A 17,486-nucleotide genomic window follows, 5' to 3' on the forward strand; every position below is an offset into this window, starting at 1 on the left:
TTCAAATTTCTTAGAATGAAACATTTATTCCAAAACTATAAGCAGGTAATACCGGAATATTAGCATCCGGAGTTTCAGGATCTAAGCCTTGCCATTTCTTACTGGCCCATACATGCAAATTGGTCGCCTGAAAACGTAGCATCATGGAAGAAACACCTATTTTTTTAACCAATTCTTCCGGCATTGCATAGCTTAAACCAATTAAACGCAAACGTAAATAATCTGCTTTAGCAACCCGATGATCAGATTTGTCATAATAATAGGTACACTGTTCTACTGCTTTTCGACCATCCTCATCATCAACATAATTCATTAATCCCTCATATCTGAAATTATTTGCGAACTCAGAATTATAAAGAGCGGGAATGTCAGTCTTTAATTCATCCCCAGATTTTCTCCAACGTTTCTTCCAATCTGTAGAAACATTTGATAACGGATCGAATACTTTGGAATTATCATCATACACGTCCGGTAAACGTTTCACCCCTCCAATACTGTAAGCGAAACCGATCGTCAGAGACAAACGTTTTTTAAATGTCAATTGAGTATCAAAACCACCTGATAAATCCGGATTAATGGAACCACTCTTAACTAATTTCATCATTGTCGGATCTCCACCATGATATTTTTTACCATCTTTCCCATAAAATAGAGGATAACCATTATCGGCAGACAACCCAGCATAAGCAAATGAATACATCATGCCTAATTTCTCTCCTTCCACGGCCAGATTTCCATTCAACATTTCAGTGATCTTCTCCAAATCATTGTACAAATTATCATTTGCCAATATCACTTCGTTCGTATTTCTTCCAAAGTTCACATTAAAGTTCCAGTCAAATAATTTACTTTTCAATAGACCAACGCTCAAATTACCCTCCACACCAGTGTTGTTCATCTGACCAGCATTGATATACAAGTGCTGTTTACCATTGGATGCTGCTACAGTCTTATCAATAATCAAATCATCCGTATGTTTTTTGTATACATCCACACTTCCGGATAATCTTCCTGACCAGAAAGAAAAATCTACCGCAACGTTCCAAGAAGAGGTCTTTTCCCAACGTAAATCAGGATTAGGCAAACGATAAATAGTCGATTGATCCAAAGTACTCGTTTCGTTACGATCACCGATTTCCAATATCAAATTAGGCGTTGAATCATCGTGAATGTTTCCTTGGACCCCATAACTACCGCGAATCGAAACGAAATGTCCTTTATCAGCAAAAGCAGATAAAAAGCTTTCATTGGTCAACGTCCATTTACCGGCAACAGACCATGTAGGTAACCATCTATATTTGGGATTACTACCAAATTTATTCGCTCCATCGGAACGGATATTAAAATTCAAAACATAGCGGTTGTCATAAGTATAGCTAGCTGTTCCAAAGAAAGAGGCCACTCGGGATATAGTATTCGTATTCGTGGGAAGTAATTTCCCTTTCGCTGCATAATTTTGTGTAAATCTATCCGTATAAATCGGCATAAAACGTTCTCCAAATTCAGGCGTCCAACCATATCCCGTTACACTAGTACCACTATACTTGTTCCCTCTTAATTCCGAACCTACATAAATATTAATATCATGCACACCTCCAAACATCGCCACGTAGTTCAAAGCATTTCTCACTGTATAACCGGTTTTCGTCGTATTCTTGCTGGTTAGGATACCACCATAAGGCAACGAAGACTCCCAGTATTTATCTTCAGTCTCGTCATATTCCTTATAATTATACCCTCGAATCTTTGCTACTGCATTTGATTCTTCCGTTTGCCAGTCTCTTTGTTCAGTCGTTGAATTGTGGAAAGAGAACGTTCCCTGATAAGATATATTCTTGATTAATTTTACATTCAAATTTAACAAGGCATTAAAATCATTCGTCTTAGCACTCTGGCCAGTCTCATCCAACTCTTTCAAAATATTATATTCATAAGCAGACCCTTGCTTGTACATATGATAGCTACCGTCAGCCTCATAAGGACTTAAAGTGCGGGAAGTCTTGTAAGCATAAGAAAAAGGATTTACTCCTACTGCATACCCGTCATTCTTAGTTGTACTATAATCAATTTTAGTCATAAAATTGACATACTCACCCAAATTCACGTCCACTTTGGCTAAAGTCGTGAAACGTTCACTCAAAGATTTTTGTGCTGCTCCTTGGTTATTATTATACCCAGCAGAAAAATAATATCTTGTTTGTTCATTTCCTCCTTGTACACTTAACGTATGATTGTGAGTTACCGCATTCCGGAACAGGATATCAAACCAATCGGTATTACGTTTAGCCATTTCCATCGCTAACTCTGAGAATTCTGCATGGGTAATTCTTCTATTTACCAGCTCATTCACCAATCCCTCATAAGAATCATTGGGATCAAGTGAAATATTACTCCCGTATTTCAATCCATCCTCGATAACTTCCTTCGACAAGGTCATACGCTCTGACGAGTTCATCAAATCAAAATTCCGATAAGACGGACGCTGATTTACGACCACTTCACCATGGTAAGACACAGAAGGCTTTCCTATTTTCCCCTTTTTCGTAGTCAAGACGATCACACCATTCGCAGCTTTCACACCATAAATTGCTGTGGCAGATGCATCTTTCAATACGGTAATGGATTCAATATCCTGCGGACTAATACCGGCAATGGCATTACCAACCAAGTACTCGGCATCCTCGCTATTCAAATCTGAAGCAGTAATAGGTACATCCTGTTCCAAGATCACACCGTCAACCACCCAAACCGGAGCCTTATTCCCATTAATGGTCGAAGTTCCACGAATTCGAATTTTCGGGGTTGCACTCGGTTCTCCTGAAGTATTTATCACCATCAATCCCGGTATTTGTCCCTGTAACATCTGGTCAATACTTGTAGCTCCCGCCACATAAATCTCGTCCGTTTTCACCACGGAAACCGCACTTGCAGACTCTCGACGATTCACTGTCTGATAACCCGTCACAACAACTTCGTCCATGTCTACCGTAGAGTACTTCATCACCACGTGTAAAGAATCCTGTCCTTGCCAAGTAATTACTTTCTGCTCCATCCCCACAAAAGAGAAAAGTAATTTTTGACCTATTTTATTCTCAATCATCATCTGGAACAATCCGTCCACGTCCGATGCCACTCCACGAGTCGTTCCTTCCACAACAACAGAAACCCCGGGAAGAGGCACCCCATCTGTATCAACCACTTTCCCCTTGATCAATTTTAACTTAACTTCATCCTTTTTCTGTGGTGTCGGTTTAACAATTACCACACCTTCTGAATACTCGTAACTAAAAGGCAATCCCTCGAAAATACGCTCCAAAGCTTTCTCGAAAGGTTCATTTGTCAGAACCATGTTAAGTTTCACGTTCAAACTTGCAATCTCCTCTTCATTGAACACGAAATAAACTCCTGTCTGATTCTTCAACTCTTTAATAGTCTCCCTGAGACTTGCATTCTCTAATTTCAACGTCACAGATTGTGACGATACACTGGCTATTGCCGTGAAAGAGAAGAACATGGTCAAAAGCAAAGTCAATCTCATTGCTAAATAAATTTTTCCCCTCGCATTTTCAGGCGAGGATTGTGTAGAATTTCGTCTTTTTTTCATACATTTGGATACTTTGATTAATAAACGTAGCCTTTTGCCGAAGGCTGCCATTAAATTTTCAACATAGAACGGGGAGTGCTGGGAACATTTCCCGTTTTTATGTTTCTTCTATTTCATCACTGAAGTTATTGTAACATTTCTTCCATTAATAATAAATTTTACGTTAGTTGTTTTTTCTATCATATCTAGCACGCCATTTAGATCTTCATATTTCCGCACCACTCCGGTAAAACGACGCTTTTTATATTCTGATGCCGAAAAAGTAAATTGTACATCATACCATCGGGCCAATTGCACCACAATATCATCCAATTCCATATTCTCGTATTCAAATACACCCCGCACCCACGAGGTGTACAAAGAAAGTTCCACTGCACGTTGGCTGATAGTTCCGGAACGTTGGTCGACCACAGCCTGATATCCCGGTTTTAATACGACCTGATTACCTCCAGATATTACTTGCACAGTCCCTTGTACCAAAGTTGTCATAATCCCTTCATTTTCTGGATAAGCCGAAACACAGAATTTCGTTCCCAACACTCGCACGCTCACATCATTTATCCGCACGATAAAAGGTTTATTCTCGTCATGTTTCACGTCAAAATACACTTCACCCTCAACAAGGACCTCTCGCGCATCTCCCGTAAAACGAGTGGGGAATGTTAATCGTGAAGATGAATTCAACCATACCATCGTTCCATCCGCCAACGTGAAATGGTATTCCCCGCCAACCGGAGCCGAAATGGTATGATATATCGGTTTCTCTTCTATCTCGTCATTTACCTCCACGTTATCATATCGCAATTCATTCTTTTTATCTTTCAAAACAGTAGCCCCGTACTGCCCTATTACCTCTTGTAAATTATCTTGTGTCAAATCGACTTGTATTCCATCTGCCACAATCAGAGTTGCTTTCGTTCCTCCGGCATGCACCTTCGCCAGCACGGGAGACATCTCTTCTGATTTCGGAGTATAAAAGAATACAAATGATAACGCGAACAAGATCACAACAGAAGCCACGGCAGTAATCTGAATCCATAACTGTCTTCTCTTACGAGCCTTGATCTTTTCCCGTATATGTTCCAATGAATCCGAGACATCTTTACTCGAACGAGCAACCATTTGATACTCCCGCACCATTTTCACCCCCTCCATAAAAAGTTGTTTGTTTTTCTCCGCCTCGTCCATCCACGCTCGCAACTCCCGTTCCTCACTCTTATCCAAAAGTCCGGAACAATAATCACCAATCCACTGCCAAATTTTACCGTTCATCTCAATCTATTTTCTCTTATATACCGGAAGATTGAAAAAGAGATGACAACTTTTTTAGGAAAAATTGCAGGAAAAATAATTTTAACAAAATGAAGGAGTAAAAACTTATCGCAAAATAATAAAAAACAACACCAAAGCGTTTCCACCCAGCTCTTCTTTTAACTGTTTCAATGCCCTGTAATACATCGTTTTCACGGTATTCACGGTTATCCCAAAACGGTCACCCACTTGTTGGTAGGTCAGGTTATCCAACACCACGGCTTTAAATATTTCTTTTGTCTTTCCCGGTAAAGCCTCCACCCGGGCATATACTTTGTCGCGTAATCGAGAGAACTCGCTCTCATCATACTCTGCCAACTCTTCCAAAAACTGATCCACATACTTCTCCACGTCGTCAAACATGATCCTTCCCCGACGTGTCGCAAACTTTGAGGCAGCCTTGGCTACTGCCCCGAAAAGATAAGAACGAACGGAACCGGAAAAAACAGTTCGTTTCTTGTTCATCCAGAAAGAAACAAACACCTCCTGCACAATATCCTCTACATCATCCGCATTCGAAACAAACCGCAACGCATACACGCACAATGCCCGATAATAATTATCAAAAAGCATATTCAGACAGACCTCATTTCCTGCCTCCAGTTCGTGTACAATTTCCGATTCGCTATATACCATACAAAAATCTAAATCGACAATTATGATTCATGCAAAGATAGACATTCTCGCCAAGAATCAAAATTATCGACATATTACTAACCCACAAAAAAGTAGGCCGTTTCAAAAGAAAAACGACCTACCTCATATAATTTTAAGAATCCTTATTTATTTTCGAAAATGATCTTGTCATCCTTCACGTCTACCACGATACGGCTATCTTTGGAGACTTCCTCTGCAAGAATCTGTTTTGACAAATCATTTAACAATGTACGTTGAATAACCCGTTTTACGGGACGAGCGCCAAACTGCGGATCATACCCGGCATCCGCCAGCCATTGAACAGCCTTGTCGGTAATCTCGATGGCAATACCATTGTTTTCCAACATCTTCTTTACGCCATTGAATTGCAAACGTACAATATCCACGATTTCCGACTTCTTCAACGGGGCAAACATGATGATCTCGTCGATACGGTTCAAGAACTCCGGGCGAATCGTCTGTTTCAACATCTCGTACACCTCGTGATTCGTCTTGTCAAGTACCTCATCCCGGTTATTCTCATCGATGCCTTTCAAACGTTCCTGAATGATATGCGCACCGATATTCGAAGTCATGATGATAATCGTATTTTTGAAATCGACTACCCGACCTTTATTATCAGTTAAGCGCCCGTCATCCAGCACTTGCAACAAGATGTTGAACACGTCGGGGTGAGCCTTCTCAATCTCGTCCAGCAATACCACGGAATAGGGTTTCCGACGAACGGCTTCCGTCAACTGACCACCTTCATCATATCCCACGTACCCCGGAGGCGCCCCGATCAACCGGGAAACAGAATGACGCTCCTGGTACTCGGACATATCAATACGGGTCATCAAGGATTCATCGTCAAACAAGAACTCTGCCAATGCCTTCGCCAACTCGGTTTTACCGACTCCCGTGGTTCCGAGGAAGATAAACGAACCGATAGGACGTTTCGCATCCTGCAATCCCGCACGGTTACGACGAACGGCATCTGCCAGTGCCGTAATGGCCATTTCCTGACCGACTACCCGTTTGTGCAACTCGTCTTCCAAGTGTAATAATTTCTGACGCTCGCTCTGCATCATCCGGCTCACCGGAATACCCGTCCACTTGGACACGACAGCCGCTATATCATCTTCCGTCACCTCTTCCCGAATCAACGACTCTCCATGTTTCATATCCGCCAGCTTGGCCTTCACCTCTTCAATACGACGCTCAGCCTCCTTAATCTTACCGTAACGAATCTCGGCAACCTTTCCGTAATCGCCTTCCCGCTCGGCCCGGTCTGCCTCGAAACGGTACTGTTCAATCGCATCCTTATTCTTCTGGATCTCGTCGATCAAAGAACGCTCAGACTCCCATTGGGCTCGTAATTTCGTACGCTCTTGATTCAAATCGGCCAAATCTTTCTGGATCTCGTCCAGTTTCTTACTTTTCCCTTCCCGCTTGATCGCCTCTTTCTCGATTTCCAACTGTTTGATCTTACGGTCCAGTTCATCAATCTCCTCCGGCACGGAATTCATCTCCAAACGCAGACGGGCAGCCGCCTCATCTACCAAGTCGATAGCTTTATCCGGCAAGAATCGATCCGAAATATACCTGTGAGATAACTCCACGGATGCAATGATGGCATCATCCGTGATCCGTACCTTATGGTGATTCTCGTAACGCTCCTTCAATCCCCGCATGATACTGATCGCGCTCATCACGTCCGGTTCGTCAATCATCACTTTCTGGAAACGACGCTCCAAGGCTTTATCCTGTTCAAAATATTTCTGGTACTCGTTCAACGTGGTTGCACCGATAGCCCTCAAATCACCACGAGCCAAAGCGGGTTTCAATATATTCGCCGCATCCATTGCCCCGTCAGACTTTCCAGCCCCCACCAAGGTATGAATCTCATCGATAAACAGGATAATTTCTCCTTCCGAAGACAACACCTCGTTCACAACCGATTTCAAACGTTCCTCGAATTCTCCTTTATACTTTGCCCCCGCGATCAAGGCTCCCATATCCAGCGAGTAAATACTCTTGGATGCCAGATTTGAAGGCACATCCCCGTTCACGATACGCTGCGCCAATCCCTCGGCAATAGCCGTTTTACCAACACCCGGCTCTCCGATTAAAATCGGGTTATTTTTTGTTCTCCGGGACAATATCTGTAATACCCGACGGATTTCATCATCTCGTCCGATTACAGGATCCAGCTTACCGTTCCGGGCTCTTTCATTCAAATTGATGGCATACCTCCCCAGCGCATCATAATTATCTTCTGCCGACTGGGAATTTACTTTCGACCCCTTCCGCAACTCGTCAATCGCCGCACGGGTTTCCTTCTCGGTCATTCCCGCATCCTTCAACATACCGGAAACCGGATCCTTCACTGATAATAATCCCAATAAAATATGTTCCAAAGAAACATACTGGTCACCCATCTCTCCCGCCAACTTCGTGGCTTTCTCCAACACCTTATTAGCCTCGTCGGACAAATAGGGAGAACCTCCCGACACTTTCGGGTATCCGTCCACGATTCGATCCAAAGCAGCCAAGACATTCCGGCTATTTACACCCAACTTGTTAAAAATAAAGTTCGTGATATTTTCACCTTTCTCGATCACGCCTCTCAACAGATGACCTGTTTCGATGGCTTGCTGACCTTTTTCCTGCGCAAGTTGCACGGCTGACTGCACGGCCTCTTGCGACTTAATTGTATAATTGTTCATGTTCATAGTCTCATTTTCTCCTTTCTGCCTTCAATTTTACAAAGTATATACCGAAACTCTTATCCAAAAGTTTCATCTGGACAAAATGAAAAAACATTTCAACCTATAACATTAACAATCAATAAAAAAACGAACTATTGATTTTTGTTTTCTAAAACAAAAGGTATTATAAATATGTCATTTTGTCTTTATGTTTTATAGAATGTATGACAAAATGACTTAATTATTTACATTCTTTCCATCCCCGGAATGTGTCACGAAACGGGGGATAGGCGATCCCTTTCTCCGTGATAATGGCCGTGATCAACTCGGCAGGAGTCACATCAAAGGCTGGATTATACACGTGAATCCCCTCGGGAGCCATTCTTCGAGCATACCATTTCTCGGTCACCTCTGCCGGATCACGTTCCTCAATTTTAATCTCTTTGCCCGTGGGACAATCCATATCAATGGTAGACGTCGGCCCCAGCACGTAAAACGGAATCCCATAATATTTAGCCAACACGGCTACCCCCGAAGTACCGATTTTATTTGCCGTGTCTCCATTGGCAGCCACCCGGTCACACCCAACCAGCACGGCCTGCACCCATCTCTGTTTCATCACCGAAGAGGCCATATTATCACATATCAAGGTTACATCCACTCCCGCTTTCTGCAATTCGAAGGCCGTCAACCTCGCCCCTTGCAATAACGGGCGGGTTTCATCGGCAAAAACCGAAAAACCGAATCCTTGTTCCTGCCCCAAATAAATCGGGGCCAAAGCCGTACCGTATTCAGAAACCGCCAGATGCCCCGCGTTACAATGCGTGAGCAAGCCCATTCCCGGTTTCAACAGCGACAATCCATGTTCTCCAATTTTCCGGCACGCCGCCGCGTCTTCTTTCCGAATCGCCTCGGCCTCTTCCCGCAAGACTTGTTTCAAAACTTCCACCCCCGCACCTTGACATTTCAACAACGCAACTTCCATTCGCTCCAATGCCGTAAATAAATTTACCGCCGTAGGCCGGGAAGATGCCAGATAATTCTTCACCCTTGCAAACTCCCGGTAGAAATCATCAACCTCGTCCACCTTTTGCATACACACGGAAATCCCGTAAGCGGCAGCCACCCCGATGGCAGGCGCACCCCTTACCTTTAACAAATAAATGGCCTCCCAAATTTCCTCCGGAGTTTTCAACGCCAAATAAACTTCCCGTTCCGGAAGTTGCGTCTGGTCAATAATCACCAACGCTCCCTGCTCATAATCCGCACGTGCGGTCACTATATCAAATATATTACTCATAACTCATATTGCCGGTTCAAGATTTTCATTCCCTGCAATATTACACATTTTCCCCGGAATCTCATCTATATTAAATCTACCTCTTCGCCATTTTCAACACCTTCCAAGTACAAACCAGAATCAACACGCAACACACGAACATAATAGCACTCGTCGAGTAAAGAATATTTCCCATACCCGTTAAAGGAGAAACAATCCCTCCTCCCAAGAAGGTCAAGAAACCGAGTATTGCAGAGGCCGTCCCCGAATTCTGCCTTTCCAGATTCAAAGCCAGCGTCGTGGAAGTCGGCAGTATAATTCCCAAGAAGAAAAGAAACAGGAAAAAGACAATCTCAATAATGATAACGGATAATTCCATGCAGAGAGCCGCCCCGGTGCAACAGCACAGGAACATAAATCCCCATACACCCACTCGCAAAGCATGTTCATTCGACCGAAAACGAACTACACTCAGACTACCCAACATGATTGCCACGGCATTGCAGGCAAAACAAACGCTATACATAACAGGAGAAAGATGGTAATGTTCCTGAAAAACAAACGGCGAAGATGCGATATATGAAAACATCACTCCCATTCCCAAGACTTGAATCAACACGAAATACATGAATTTCCGATGCCGCAACACCTCTTTATAATAAACAAACCGCTCTTTCAACTCCCCTTGTAACCGGTTTTCTTTAGACAAAGAATCATGAAACCTTAACAAAACCAGCAACAACAATATCCCGATTAACACCAGCAACCCGAATATTCCCCGCCAATTCGTCACCAATAGCAACAGCCCTCCCAACACAGGCGCACAAATCGGAGCTAATCCCTGCACGCAAGCCAGCATGGAAAAGAATTTCGCCAAATCCTTTCCCCCGTACAAATCAGTCGCTATCGACTTGGAAATCACGATTCCCCCCGCACCCGAAAATCCTTGGATAAAACGAGCCAGAATAAAAATCTCTATACTAGGCGAGAAGACACAGCCAATCGATGACAAAACAAAGAAGAACATCGAGATCACTAACGGTCGCTTTCTTCCAAATTTATCACTCACCGGACCCAAAAATATCTGTCCCACAGCCAACCCGATCATACTAAACGTCAAACTCAACTGCACCTGCGAGGCTGCCGTATCAAAATAAGTCACCAAATTGGGAAATGCCGGCAAGTAAAAGTCCGTCACGAAAGGCCCTAGGGCCGAAACCATTCCGACGACAATAAGTATGTAAATTTTCGAATTTCTCTGTTCCATAATCTCTAGTTTTTATCATTTTTACATCGCGAATATCCCCAACATTCTACAAACATTTTCGTCCTAATCATCCACAGATTTGCCCTATAATGCTTTTTCGTGCAAATATCTTATCTTTGTTTCCGGAACATGAAACCAGCGTACATGCAAAAAGGAAATGACATACCAAACAGCACGACAATCCCCTCTCTTGGAAATTTCTTTATTTCCATGTTAAGCAAGGAATCCTTCATCCAATTATTTCCTCTCCACAAGCCACGACGTAACGACATCAACGGCCTGACCGTCATCATGATTACCGCCGGAGAAGGTCATTTGAAAATCAATAGTAAAGACCACCTCGTTCACCCCGGCACGTTAATCTCTCTTTTACCTTTCCACCTGATCGAGAATCATTACCTGTCAGATGATTTCGCTTGTAAATACCTGTCTTACAGCTTTGACTTCATGGTTGATTTCCCGTTCGTTCTCAAATCGGGGATCTCAGAAAGAATAGGTAACAAACCCTACCTATCCTTAACAAACGAAGAATTCAACCACCTAGACGAATTCTTCGTTTTTATTTCCCACCAGGCAGCCAGACTCGATCATCCCTCCCGGAAGGAGATCACCAAAGCCTTACTTTTCTCCTTCATCGCAGAACTCAGTTTCATTTACTCTCACCAAACCGTACTCGTGGGAACCAATCGCCAAAAACAAATTGTAGACGATTTCTTCCGGCTATTGCACCAGCACCACAAACAAGAACGCTCCCCGTCATTCTATGCTGACAAACTTTGCATGACATCGAAATACCTATCGAGCATACTGAAACAAACCACCGATTGCTCCCTCTACCAGTGGATAACGAACTTCAGCCTGCAAGAAGCCAAAGTATTATTGAGATCATCGGACATGAGTATCATCCAGATTTCCGAGGAACTTAACTACCCGAACTCTTCCTTTTTCGCCCGCTTTTTCAAAAAACACACGGGCATGACTCCCCTACAATTCAGAAACAACAAGCAAGTTCATGAAACTTCCGAAGAATGAAACAAAAAGCCGTTTTCCCCGTTATCTTAAAATAAAAACAATGCTCTTATGAAACAGAAATTATCAATAACCCTATGGGTGATATTGCCCCTTATCGCCTTCTTCCCCAGAGAACTCAAAGCCTGCACCGGAATCACGTTGAAAGCCAAGGATGGTTCCTGCATCGTGGCCCGCACCATAGAATGGGGAGGTAGCAATCTCAATAGCCAATATGTTGTCGTACCAAGAGAATATAAACAACAATCCTACATTCCCGGCGGCACAACAGAAGGGATGATTTTCACGGCTCGCTACGGGTATATCGGGCTAGCCGTGGAGCAAGAACAATTCGTGGCAGAAGGACTGAATGAGGCAGGACTCTCTGCCGGACTGTTTTACTTCCCGCAATACGGAAAATATGAAACTTATAATCCCAAAGAAAAAGCATCCAGCATTGCCGACCTACAACTCGTTTCATGGATATTGGGCAGTTGCAAGACCGTGGACGAAGTAAAAGAATCCATCAAAAAAGTTCATGTCATCGGTATCGATCCGAGGGCATCTACCGCCCACTGGCGTTTTGCCGACACCACCGGACGCCAGATCGTTCTCGAAATCATCAATGAAAAACCGATCTTTTACGAGAACAAACTAGGTGTACTGACCAACTCCCCAAGTTTAGACTGGCAGATGACAAACCTGAATAACTATGTCAACTTGATTCCCGGTATGGCCCCCTCCCAACAACTAGACGGAGTGACTCTTACTTCTTTCGGAAACGGAAGTGGTTTTCTTAGTATACCGGGCGATATCACCCCTCCCTCCCGATTTGTCCGTGCTGCTTTCTATCAAGCAACCGCACCACGGCAAGAGACAGGGCAACAATCCGTTATTCAATGTTTCCAAATACTGAATAATTTTGACATACCCATCGGAATAGAGTTCGCTCCCGATCAAACTCCTGTTGATATTCCAAGTGCCACGCAATGGACCTCGGCAACCGACATGATGAACCGCATGATCTACTATCGTACCATGTACGATAGCGCCATCCGTTGCATCGATCTCCGTAAGATCAATTTTGCCCGGGTAAAATATCAAACAGAGCCTCTCGACAAAGTAAACCAGCAACCGATAATCCCGATCCGGATCGGATAATAAAATAGAGGGGCCACTCAAGCAGCCCCTCTACACATACGCTCACTTTATCTTTAATCGTCAATATCCACTACCTGAAACTTATTATTGAATTTAATCTCCAAGCGATTTGACAATTTGATCTCATATCCTTCCGAATCATGCTCGATCTCTAAAATTTTTGCCTCCGGATAATTGGCCTTCACATATTTAAGTATCGCCTCCGGGATAATGGCAGCAGGAACCTCACCCGTCTTGCATTTCACCTCTGTCCAATCTCCCGATTTATCGAATTCCAACTTTTCCCCGCTTGCAAACACCACATCATAACTCTTGTAAAACAAACCCGTCTCCTGTGTTATCAATGCCACTTTCTGATCTTTAAAATAAGTCGTGATAAACGTCTGCGCCTTCGCCGGTAACTGATTCATCTCAATCGGCTTGTCATTATCAGCCTTTACTATCGTCATCGAGAATAAACATACGAGTAAAAAAACAATCTTTTTCATATTCTTCTATTTTTAATGGGTTACTATTTTATTATTTACATGACAAAAATATCCCCCGAATCTGAAAAGAATCTGGAAAAATTAAGAACCTGTTTAAATTTCGCATGGATAAGATAAAAATATCGAGAGTCAGTTGTTCAAAAGACAGGCTATCCAATACAAAATAGTTATCCACGAACAAGTTTTTACCACTTCCATGGTATGCTGTTACACTATTGTTTGGCTAGGTCTTCTCCGTGCTTTCTCCGTGCTTTCTCCGTGTCACTTGCGAGTGATCGCCGGAGGAAATACATTTGAACGCAGCACAAATCAAGACGGGATCATATTGGAACATTAAAGGAACATCGAAGGGACATTGGCACGCCCTAGGGGTAATCAAGCAACGACAAGATTTTGTTCAACAAAATTTAAACAGACTTTAAAATACCCGATCTCGTAACACTCGAGAACAATCTACGATAATACCACAACCCGACAATATCAGCCAAGAACCAACCAATAGGGATTGACCACCAGATTCCCACAACCCCGATAGCCGGAATCGCGGATAAAGCATAAGCCAAAGCGACACGAGTTCCCAAAGAAATAACAGTCAGCACGACCGACATCCCCGGTTTCCGAATCCCCCGATAGAAACCATACAACAGGAACAAGCAACCGATTCCACAATAAAAAGCCCCTTCGATTCGTAGGTACTGAACCCCGATAGAAATAATTTCCGTTTCACGTACCGGAACAAAAATCAACATCAAGGGACGGGCAAACGCGAATACAAGAAGAGAAATAAACACGCAGAAAATAGTTGCAGAAACAACCGCCACCCGGATTCCATCTCGAATACGCTTCATTTGTCCGGCACCAAAATTCTGGGCTATAAACGTCGAGAAGGCGTTCCCGAAATCCTGCACGGGCATATAAGCAAACGAATCTATTTTAACTGCGGCCGCAAACGCTGCCATCACGGCAACCCCGAAACTATTGATCAATCCCTGTACCATCAATATACCGAAATTCATCACGGACTGCTGGGCGCAAGTCAAGGATGAATAAACCGCAATTTCCTTTACCGTTTGCCACTTCATGCACATATCCTCCCGCCGAATTCGGAACTCCGGAAATTTCCGGATCGTGTAAACACAAAGTCCTACCCCCGAAACGACCTGCGCGATAACAGTTGCCCATGCCGCTCCTTTCACTCCCCAATCACACCACAAAATAAAAATCAAATCAAGCGCAATATTCAAAACAACCGCCACTCCTAAAAACCACAATGGCACGACGGAATTACCTATCGCACGCAGTAACGAGGCATAATAATTATAGATAAAGGTGAACCCGATACCCCAAAAGATCACCCAAAGATAATCACGCATCAACGGGTAAACATCTTCCGGGACTTGCAATAATCTCAGTATGGGATCAATCCATACGAAAACAGCAACATTCAAAACCAAAGTAACCAAGCCTATTAACACCAAAGAAACAAAAATACTACGTTTCAATGCCTCCCGGTCTCCTGCCCCATATTGCAGAGAAAAAATGGCCCCACTCCCCATGCACAACCCCAAAAGTACCGAAGTCAGAAATATCATCAACGAGTAAGCCGATCCGACCGCCGCCAACGCGTTCGCCCCTAAAAACTGCCCCACGATCAGCGTGTCGGCAATATTATAGAATTGTTGCAACAGATTCCCTAAAATCATGGGTACAGCGAACCACAACAACCCAAGAGTTATATTTCCGGTCGTTAGACCCCGATCCTTTTTTATACCGTTAAACGCCACGTCCCTCTCTGAAAAACGTAAATACTATTTTTGTTGCAACAACCACTCTATCAATTCTCTATTGTCAACAATACTCCAAGAATGTGGATGTCGGTTATTATCCGGCTTCCGATACCCTTTATTCTGAGTTACAATAAGAGCAGCCCTGTCGTTACCCAACCTTTTCAATTCATTAACCATTGCGGAACAATCAATGATATTCAAACCAAAGACATCCGTTTCCCGTTCATCAAGCCACCATTGAATATCAGGTTCTATATATATCCTGATCGGCACATTCAACAGCCTTTTTATAGCAGCTTGCGTCGTGTCGGAAAGCGAATAAGGAGATATTTCGTGATAATTCTTCAATGCCGTCTGAGGCGTTCCACCCATGATTTGCTCGATCCTTGAAAGCAAATAAAGATATATGTTCTCTTGGTCAGAACCACCCTTTCCAAACAACACGACATCCCGTTTTGTAGAGTTATAAAACCGTTCAAAATCCAGCGGGGAGTCGATAGCAAAAACAGCTTTGGGCTTTTTATCTACCGTTTCCGCAAATTTTACCACCGTACTTCCTCCCATCGAAAAGCCACCAAGATAATATTCCGAATCCTGCAATTTATACCTATTCGTCACATCATCAACGATTCGATGAAATGCCTGCTGGCTCAAACGATCAAAGCCAAACGAAGAAACGCCATCTTGAAAAGTAGGTATAATGGTCAAAATCCCCTTTTTCGCCGTTTCAACAGGCAGTTTTGTTTGTAGCAAAACATCCTCTGCCGTTTCACCAAATCCCGGCACCAAAAACAAATATCCCACCCATGGTAGCGAGTCCGGATAAATAATCGTGTAGCAATTCCTTGTCGTATCATTCTTATCAAGAAATACTTTTTCTATCTTTTGAGCAGAAAGTTCCGCCATCATTAGAAAGGATAGAATAATCAACGAACATCTATACATATATAATCTTAGTTTACAATTCATTATCTCCTTCCACACTTTCCCTGTTTTACTTTTCAAATATACAAAAAGATTTGTCCCTTCCTATCCAAAGAAAAGTACTCGAACTTTCCGGCAATTCTGCCTTTTAATATTTAACAACCTGTCACTTCTGACTGTTTTGTTTTATCTCCAACAATCGTTATCTTTGTCAAAAGAATAACGAATAATACCATGTCAGTAGATGCACTAAAACTTAACTTGTTAGAAAAACTAAAACAAGAACATCGCTTTTGGTCTTTCAAGGATGACTCAATTAAAGAAGTTTCAGATGACATATTAATTGAAAAAACCTTGTTATATCTAGACATGGACGAGATTAAACAACTATTTTCAATTTACCCACTCAAAAAAATAAAACAGGTTTGGTTGGATTATTTGATACCACAAGGAGATTATCTATACACCCTGAACCGTTTTCTTGCATGGTACTTTTTTAAAATAAAAAAGCCCGATGCATACATAAAAGCCATGGAAACTCGTCATTCAAACAAGTTATTACGATGAAAGGCCTAGCACCTCATACAAGAGAAATTTTTGAATCTGTTTCAAAACTAGAACATATAAAGTCCTATACTCTCGTGGGTGGCACAGCCTTGTCCTTGCAATTAGGAACTCGCCAGAGCGAGGATTTGGATTTTATGAAATGGCGTACAAGCAAGAGTGAGAAGATGGAAGTCGCCTGGTTTCAAATAGAAAAAGAACTTGCCACTATCGGGGAAATACAGCACCGGGATTTACTGGATATAGATCATGTCGAATTTCTAGTATCTGGAGTAAAGTTTTCTTTTTATGCTTGTGACAAATACTCCCCTGTTAGTGAACCTTTAGAATTTTTGAATAATTTGAAAATAGCTGATATAAAATCTATCGGTGCCATGAAAATGGAGGTCATGTTACGTAGAAGTAATTTCAGAGATTACTATGACATTTATTCCATCCTTAAAAGCGGAACATCAATCCATGATTTAATCACATTAGCTTTAACATACTCCGGACATAAACTGAAATCCAAAAATCTTTTAGCCATACTAACAAATAGTAAACGTTTCAACAGGGATAGCCATTTTGAACAATTACAACCATTATATACCATTTCTCCCCAAGAAATCGAGGAGTATATTAAATCTTGCTTGATAGAAGCGTAAATAAAATTTCTAGCTGATTCTTAATTGGAAAATCCGCACTAATTTGGCCCTTCTTTTCCAATAGAACTTGGTCCTTGAAATCCACTCGAAATTGACCCGGTT

At 42.6% G+C, this 17,486-nt stretch carries 13 protein-coding genes; 4 read left to right on the forward strand and 9 right to left on the reverse strand.

From position 1 onward, the window contains the following. Positions 1 to 10: 10 nt before the first annotated feature. The 6 genes from I2I33_RS18000 to I2I33_RS18025 form a co-directional block, all read right to left on the reverse strand. The gene (locus I2I33_RS18000; RefSeq protein ID WP_162613808.1) at positions 11 to 3,604 is read right to left on the reverse strand and encodes a SusC/RagA family TonB-linked outer membrane protein; all 3,594 of its coding nucleotides are present in this window, start codon (positions 3,602 to 3,604) and stop codon (positions 11 to 13) included. A 108-nt stretch (positions 3,605 to 3,712) separates the two neighbouring features. Beyond that, positions 3,713 to 4,876 carry a FecR family protein gene (locus I2I33_RS18005; RefSeq protein WP_087421450.1) on the reverse strand — a complete coding sequence of 388 codons (1,164 nt, stop codon included), beginning with the start codon at positions 4,874 to 4,876 and terminating at the stop codon, positions 3,713 to 3,715. Positions 4,877 to 4,981: 105 nt separating this feature from the next. Then, complete coding sequence (locus I2I33_RS18010) at positions 4,982 to 5,551, reverse strand: RNA polymerase sigma factor (protein ID WP_087421449.1); 570 nt, start codon at positions 5,549 to 5,551, stop codon at positions 4,982 to 4,984. A gap of 143 nt (positions 5,552 to 5,694) precedes the next feature. After that, on the reverse strand, positions 5,695 to 8,286 hold the full coding sequence (gene clpB / locus I2I33_RS18015) for an ATP-dependent chaperone ClpB (protein ID WP_087421448.1): 2,592 nt from the start codon (positions 8,284 to 8,286) through the stop codon (positions 5,695 to 5,697). A 217-nt stretch (positions 8,287 to 8,503) separates the two neighbouring features. After that, positions 8,504 to 9,562, reverse strand: coding sequence for an S-methyl-5-thioribose-1-phosphate isomerase (mtnA, locus tag I2I33_RS18020; RefSeq protein WP_087421447.1), 1,059 nt, complete (start codon positions 9,560 to 9,562; stop codon positions 8,504 to 8,506). A gap of 76 nt (positions 9,563 to 9,638) precedes the next feature. Continuing rightward, on the reverse strand, positions 9,639 to 10,808 hold the full coding sequence (locus tag I2I33_RS18025; RefSeq protein ID WP_087421446.1) for a multidrug effflux MFS transporter: 1,170 nt from the start codon (positions 10,806 to 10,808) through the stop codon (positions 9,639 to 9,641). 144 nt (positions 10,809 to 10,952) lie between these two features. On the opposite strand from I2I33_RS18025, the gene I2I33_RS18030 reads away from it, so the two are divergent. Beyond that, positions 10,953 to 11,840, forward strand: a complete 888-nt coding sequence (locus I2I33_RS18030) for a helix-turn-helix domain-containing protein (RefSeq protein WP_162613807.1) — start codon at positions 10,953 to 10,955, stop codon at positions 11,838 to 11,840. A 48-nt stretch (positions 11,841 to 11,888) separates the two neighbouring features. After that, positions 11,889 to 12,977 (forward strand): linear amide C-N hydrolase, encoded by a 1,089-nt coding sequence (locus I2I33_RS18035; RefSeq protein ID WP_087421444.1) that lies wholly within the window; start codon positions 11,889 to 11,891, stop codon positions 12,975 to 12,977. 53 nt (positions 12,978 to 13,030) lie between these two features. On the opposite strand, the gene I2I33_RS18040 is transcribed toward I2I33_RS18035, so the two are convergent. The 3 genes from I2I33_RS18040 to I2I33_RS18050 all read right to left on the reverse strand — a co-directional run bounded on the left by I2I33_RS18040 (position 13,031) and on the right by I2I33_RS18050 (position 16,197). After that, positions 13,031 to 13,465, reverse strand: coding sequence for a PepSY-like domain-containing protein (locus I2I33_RS18040; protein WP_087421443.1), 435 nt, complete (start codon positions 13,463 to 13,465; stop codon positions 13,031 to 13,033). Positions 13,466 to 13,872: 407 nt separating this feature from the next. Further along, positions 13,873 to 15,249 carry an MATE family efflux transporter gene (locus I2I33_RS18045; RefSeq protein WP_317193319.1) on the reverse strand — a complete coding sequence of 459 codons (1,377 nt, stop codon included), beginning with the start codon at positions 15,247 to 15,249 and terminating at the stop codon, positions 13,873 to 13,875. A 24-nt stretch (positions 15,250 to 15,273) separates the two neighbouring features. Then, the gene (locus tag I2I33_RS18050; RefSeq protein ID WP_087421874.1) at positions 15,274 to 16,197 is read right to left on the reverse strand and encodes an alpha/beta hydrolase; all 924 of its coding nucleotides are present in this window, start codon (positions 16,195 to 16,197) and stop codon (positions 15,274 to 15,276) included. Between the two features lie 213 nt (positions 16,198 to 16,410). On the opposite strand from I2I33_RS18050, the gene I2I33_RS18055 reads away from it, so the two are divergent. Both I2I33_RS18055 and I2I33_RS18060 read left to right on the forward strand, forming a co-directional pair. Further along, positions 16,411 to 16,743: a hypothetical protein gene (locus I2I33_RS18055; RefSeq protein WP_087421441.1), complete on the forward strand. Its 333-nt coding sequence runs from the start codon at positions 16,411 to 16,413 to the stop codon at positions 16,741 to 16,743. Further along, complete coding sequence (locus I2I33_RS18060; RefSeq protein ID WP_087421440.1) at positions 16,740 to 17,384, forward strand: nucleotidyl transferase AbiEii/AbiGii toxin family protein; 645 nt, start codon at positions 16,740 to 16,742, stop codon at positions 17,382 to 17,384. Before I2I33_RS18055 ends, I2I33_RS18060 begins: the two co-directional genes overlap by 4 nt. Positions 17,385 to 17,486: the final 102 nt, after the last annotated feature.

Origin of the sequence: Butyricimonas sp. BSD2780061689_150309_C8, from assembly GCF_015560935.1 — a bacterium.
Lineage (GTDB): Bacteria > Bacteroidota > Bacteroidia > Bacteroidales > Marinifilaceae > Butyricimonas > Butyricimonas paravirosa.